A 5,346-nucleotide genomic window follows, 5' to 3' on the forward strand; every position below is an offset into this window, starting at 1 on the left:
TCAGTCCGAACGGAGTCAGGCAATGAAAATAGGAAAGTTATTTCCAGACAACTCCCTGCATGCCATTTATCCGTCTGTTACGTTCCTCCGCGTATTATCTACAAGACAGTGGTTTTATATCACTGCAAACAACTATTAATATGGTGTTAATTTTGGTACGACAATCAAGCAAACCCTTAACAGACTCTCTTGCCATCCATCCAGAAACGGTAACAACTCCACCTCCGGAAGCGGAGGGCCGATGGCATGGATTTGGAGTGACCCGCTTGTACAGTGGATTGCGCAATGGATCGTGCAGTGAGTTGGTTCGGTCACTTAATCCATTCTATGAGCCACTCAACTCCCAACCACCAACGCCGCATATTACAGGGTCCGCTGCTGTCAATGATGCCCAGGGCCAGATCAGTCATTTCTTGCAGAGCACCGCCCTGGCAACACGGGCGGTAGTCGCCTGGGCCAACCTCCCCCCGGAAATCAATAACCTGCTGGGCTATCTTGCCAACCTCTCGGTTGCGGGCCGGTTTGCCAGTGATCAATTCAACCCGTTCACCAGCCCTGCCGGTATGGTAACAGAGCCCGGCACAGACAGGGAAAACGCAACAGACGAATGGGAAAACACCAAATACAAAACCAGAAAAGCCTCAAAAAAACCACGACAAAAGTCTTATAAATTCACCACCACTCCCCAACGGGCCAACCCGTTGCCCAACACCTCCCTGGCACTGGGGGCTCTGGTCGGCCTTTGTGCCGTCGGTGCATCATCGGCCTCTGATTCTGCCCGTTGGCATGATGTGGCAAACGCCACGTTCCTGGGCAATATTTGCCGTAATAAGGATTCATGCAGCAAAAATTATCGGCTGATAAAGGATATCGACGGTAGCCAATTGGACCGGCCCATTGGGACTAAAAGCCAGCCATTCAAAGGTCAGTTGGATGGCCGGAATCATAGCATTAACAACCTCCGCGACTGCCTGGCAGGAAATCTGGCCGGTAATGGCCATATCTTTAACCTGCGCTTTATTAAAGCCAATATCTCTAAAGAGAATATAAATTCAAATACCTTGATAGCGGCCGGGGTAGTGGCCTGTGAAATGGCTGACGAGGCCTGGGTCAGTAACATTCAGACTGAACATGCTCACATTAAAAACAAAGGTAATAATATTGCTACTGCTATCGGCGTGGGCCATGTTGAAGGTGGAAAGGTCACCAACATACATGCGATTAACTGCACAGTGGAAGCTCTCGGTGAACTTGCTGCTGCGGGTATTGGTGCGGGATATCTGAATAAAGGCTCTGTTACCGACACGACGGCAAGATACTGTAAGGTTGAAACAAAGGGAGTAAGCACAAATGCCGGTATTGGTGCAGGAATGTCAACTGATGGAGTCGTTATCAACACAAATGCGGCGCACTGTGCTGTTGCAACAACTGTAAATTATGCAAATGCCGGTATTGGTGTAGGTTATCAGGATAGAGGAACTGTTACCGGGACAACTGCGGTGAACTGTACTGTGACAACCACCAAAGATAACGCAGATGCTGGTATTGGGGTGGGAGAAAATGCTATAGGCACAGTTACCGACACGATTGCGATAAACTGCAAGGTTAAAACCTCAGGAAAGCTGGCTTATGCCGGTATTGGTGCAGGAAAACATGAAGGAGGAGAAGTGACCAACACCATCGCAGCGAACTGTCTTGTCAGCACCACAGAAGAAGGTGCAAGCGCTAGTATTGGCGCAGGATACTTCTATGAAACCAGTGTCGCCAACACCCGGGCGATTCATAGCACCGTCAGAACTGAACGAGCCTCTGCGACTATCTCGGGAGAGAAAAACCCGGTTATGTGTAATGTCTCTATTAATGGCGATCAAAAAGGCAGCGTCCAGGGGTGTGAGTCCTGGCGGCGGGACTGCAAGTCCTGGCTGGGCAATGATCTCTGTGCAAATATTACCTCCCGCCTGTCAACGCCCACAACCCCGGGGACGCTGGCATCGCTAAATGGTAACACTAAAGTCTTTATCGTCATGGCCACGGTCATTTTTGTGCTGGTCGGTTTGGCCGTGGTCATCTGCTGCTATTACAGACACAAGTCATCCGCTAATGCTGGTCGTAACGCACCCATGCCCGGCGACCAACCACGGTCCGGGAGACAGCGGGGTGCTCCTCCTCAGGACCGCCACCGGGTGGCCAGGCAGGCGGACATGAGACTGCAGCCTGCCCGGGACCATTACCAACCGTTGATATTCAATCGGGGGAACACACGATCGCTGCCTGCTCCCCCCCAGAGCCGTTACCAACAGTTACTATTCAGACAAGGAAACGCGGCAGCAGGGGGCCGCAATCCAATGATGGGCACTGACAATGCCCCTGTGCAACACTCGTCCCCTGAAAGCCATCTGTACCAGGAACTGGAGGAGCATGAATGCACCGATCACCATGGCGAACCGGTGGCAAACGGGCAGGCCGTTTCAGCAACAGTGGCTGCCAACCCCGTGGCGAACACAGACAATGGACCTATCTCCAGTCAAGAACGTCCTCTCAGCCCTATATACCAGGTACTGACCAAGGAGACTGACTCTGACCATAGCCATGATGAACCGGCCGTGGTCCCACCGGCGGACATGGCAAGAGGTGGCAGCAGCCCCACGACCAACGCTGGCAAAGAACCTGACCATGGTCAAATATCTGACGATAATCCATGGGTAGCACGCGAGCCCCGATGACGAGATCATGAGGTATTGATTTTGATACGGCAATCAGGCATAAATCCGGCAGACATTGCCATCGACCCACAACCTGCAACAACACCGCCTGACGAAGGCCAATGGCATGGATTGTACGTGATCCGATTGGGCAGTGAATTGGTTCGGACGATTAATCCCTTCTATGAGCCAGCCAACCCCCGATCACCATCGCCGGATATTGCCGTGTCGGCTGCTGGCAATGATGCTCATGGCCCTGTCAGCCACCTCCTGCAGGCTACCGCACTGGCAACACGGGTAGTAGCCGCCTATACCAACCTGCCTGCGGAAATCAATAACCTGCTGGGCTATCTTGCCAGCCTCTCGGTTGTTGGCCGGTTTGCCAATGACCAGTTCAATGATTGCGCCGCGTGGATGCTGCCTGGCACTCACAGAGAAAACACACTGGATGTGACTGGGAAAAATACCAAAGAAAAAAACGGGGAAACCTCACAAAACCCACGACCACAGCCCAATAGACTCCGCACCACAACCCGGCAAACTGGCCAGTTGCCAGACACCGCCCTGGCACTGGGGGCCCTGGTCGGCCTATCCGTGGTCGGCGCGTCGTCAGCATCCGTGTCTGACTCCGGGATCAATGTAATGGCCAGGACCCTGGACAAGATTTGCCACGATGCGACCTACCCATGCCACAAAACCTATCGGCTTACGGAGGATATTGACGCTAGCCAATTAAAACGCTCCATTGGCAATAAAACCCACGGATTTACCGGCCATTTGAACGGTGATAATCATACCATCAGCAACCTCCCCCGCTGCCTGGTACACAACCTGACCGGTAATGGCAGTATCACTAACCTGCGCTTTATGAAAGCCAACATAAAGTCAGATGATACGGCCGGGGTAGCCGCCTGTGAAATGTCAGGCAACGCCATGGTCAAAAACATTCATGCTGAATGCGCTCAAATTAACACGACAGGTGATATTGCTGCTATTGGCGTTGGCCGTGTTACTGGCAATGGGACTGTTGCCCGCATAACGGCAGAAAAATGCGAGGTGATAGCTTCCAGTATTGCCGGTATTGGTGCGGGATATCTGTCTGGAGGCAGTGTGACCAACACGGTTGCAACAGACTGTCGTGTTGAAATAAAGGAAAGTAGCAAAAATGCCGGTGCCGCCGGTATTGGTGCAGGAAGATCAGATGGTGGAAATGTTACCCACACAACTGCGTGTAACTGCACAGTGACAACCACTGACAACGATCCAGATGTTGGTTCGGACGCTGGTATTGGAGCAGGATGTAATGTTCAAGGATATGTTACCAACACCACTGCAATAAACTGCAGGGTTAAAACCTCGGGCGTCCAGGCTGATGCTGGAATTGGGGCCGGAGAATCGCAGGAAGGTACTGTTAGCCACACGACAGCGTTGAACTGCACTGTGAAAACCACCAAAAAAGATGCAGATGCCGGTATAGGAGCAGGGAACAATTCGAATGGAAATGTTCACCACACGACTGCAATGAAATGCAGGGTTGAAACCTCAGGCAATCAGGCTGATGCCGGTATTGGTGCAGGAGAACATAGAGGAACAGGAACAATTGCCAACACAATCGCAAGGAACTGTCTTGTCAGCAACAATGGAACAGAAGCCGAGGCAGGTATTGGCGCAGGATTTGTCTATGAAGGATCTGAATTCATCATCGCCGGGACCAGGGTAATGGCAAGCAACGTTACCAGTCCACGTGGCAAAGCGGCTATCTCGGGAGGAACGGACCAAGTTATTTGTAACGTCCGTGTTAAAAACGGACGAAACCTCAACCTCGCAGGCAATGGGTGCGAGACTTGGCGAAAAGAAAGTTACAGACCCTGTGCAAATATTGCCCCCGGGCTGATAACGCCAAAGTGTCGGATGGTTAATTATGGTTTTGATCACTGTAGTAATGCTCGGCCAACGTGCCCAATCCCAAAGACAGTGGTCACGGAACCAGGCGCGACCTTTTCCAGACCGGACCGGGTTGCCACGTCCACGCCCCCAACAGCTACGGCCACGGTAACAAACACGACCCTGTCCAGCCTGAATTCTGCCGCCACATCAACACCGCCAGTGCCATGGCTGAATGCTACCACTAAAGCCTTTATCGCCCTGGGTACAGTCATTGTTGTGCTGGTCGGTGTTATTGGTGTGATCGCCTGCCGCTATTACCGCCACAGGTCATCCACTAATGCTGGCCGTAACCAACCCATGCGCGGCGGCCAACCACGGAATAATAGACAGCTGTGTACCCATCAGGACCATTTCCTGCTGTCATCAGTCCGGCAGGAGAACATAAGACCACGGTCTACTTCTCCCCTGGACCATTACCAGCCTTTGTTCGGGCCGGGGAACAGGGTATTACGGCATCCTTCCTTTGAAAACCGTTACCAACAATTAGTATTCAAACAAGAGAACCCGGCAAGTCTCATGGCGGACACTGAACCTGCCCCTGGCCTGCACCACACCCCCTGTGACAGCCCTGTGTACCAGGAACTGGACGAATTTGAATACATCAATAACCGTGGCGAACCGGTGGCGAACGGGCAGGCCGGTACGTAACTATTCGTTGAAACCATATTGACCCTTGATTTCCAAGGGCTACAAGCAC

At 52.3% G+C, this 5,346-nt stretch carries 2 protein-coding genes; both read left to right on the top strand.

The window, feature by feature from the left end; translation table 11 throughout:
* Positions 1 to 152: 152 nt before the first annotated feature.
* On the top strand, positions 153 to 2,723 hold the full coding sequence (locus tag KDK14_RS13560; protein WP_257265698.1) for a hypothetical protein: 2,571 nt from the start codon (positions 153 to 155) through the stop codon (positions 2,721 to 2,723).
* 21 nt (positions 2,724 to 2,744) lie between these two features.
* Positions 2,745 to 5,297 (top strand): ZmpA/ZmpB/ZmpC family metallo-endopeptidase-related protein, encoded by a 2,553-nt coding sequence (locus KDK14_RS13565; RefSeq protein WP_257265699.1) that lies wholly within the window; start codon positions 2,745 to 2,747, stop codon positions 5,295 to 5,297.
* Positions 5,298 to 5,346: the final 49 nt, after the last annotated feature.

Origin of the sequence: Endozoicomonas sp. ONNA2, from assembly GCF_024606365.1 — a bacterium.
Taxonomy (GTDB): Bacteria; Pseudomonadota; Gammaproteobacteria; order Pseudomonadales; family Endozoicomonadaceae; genus Endozoicomonas.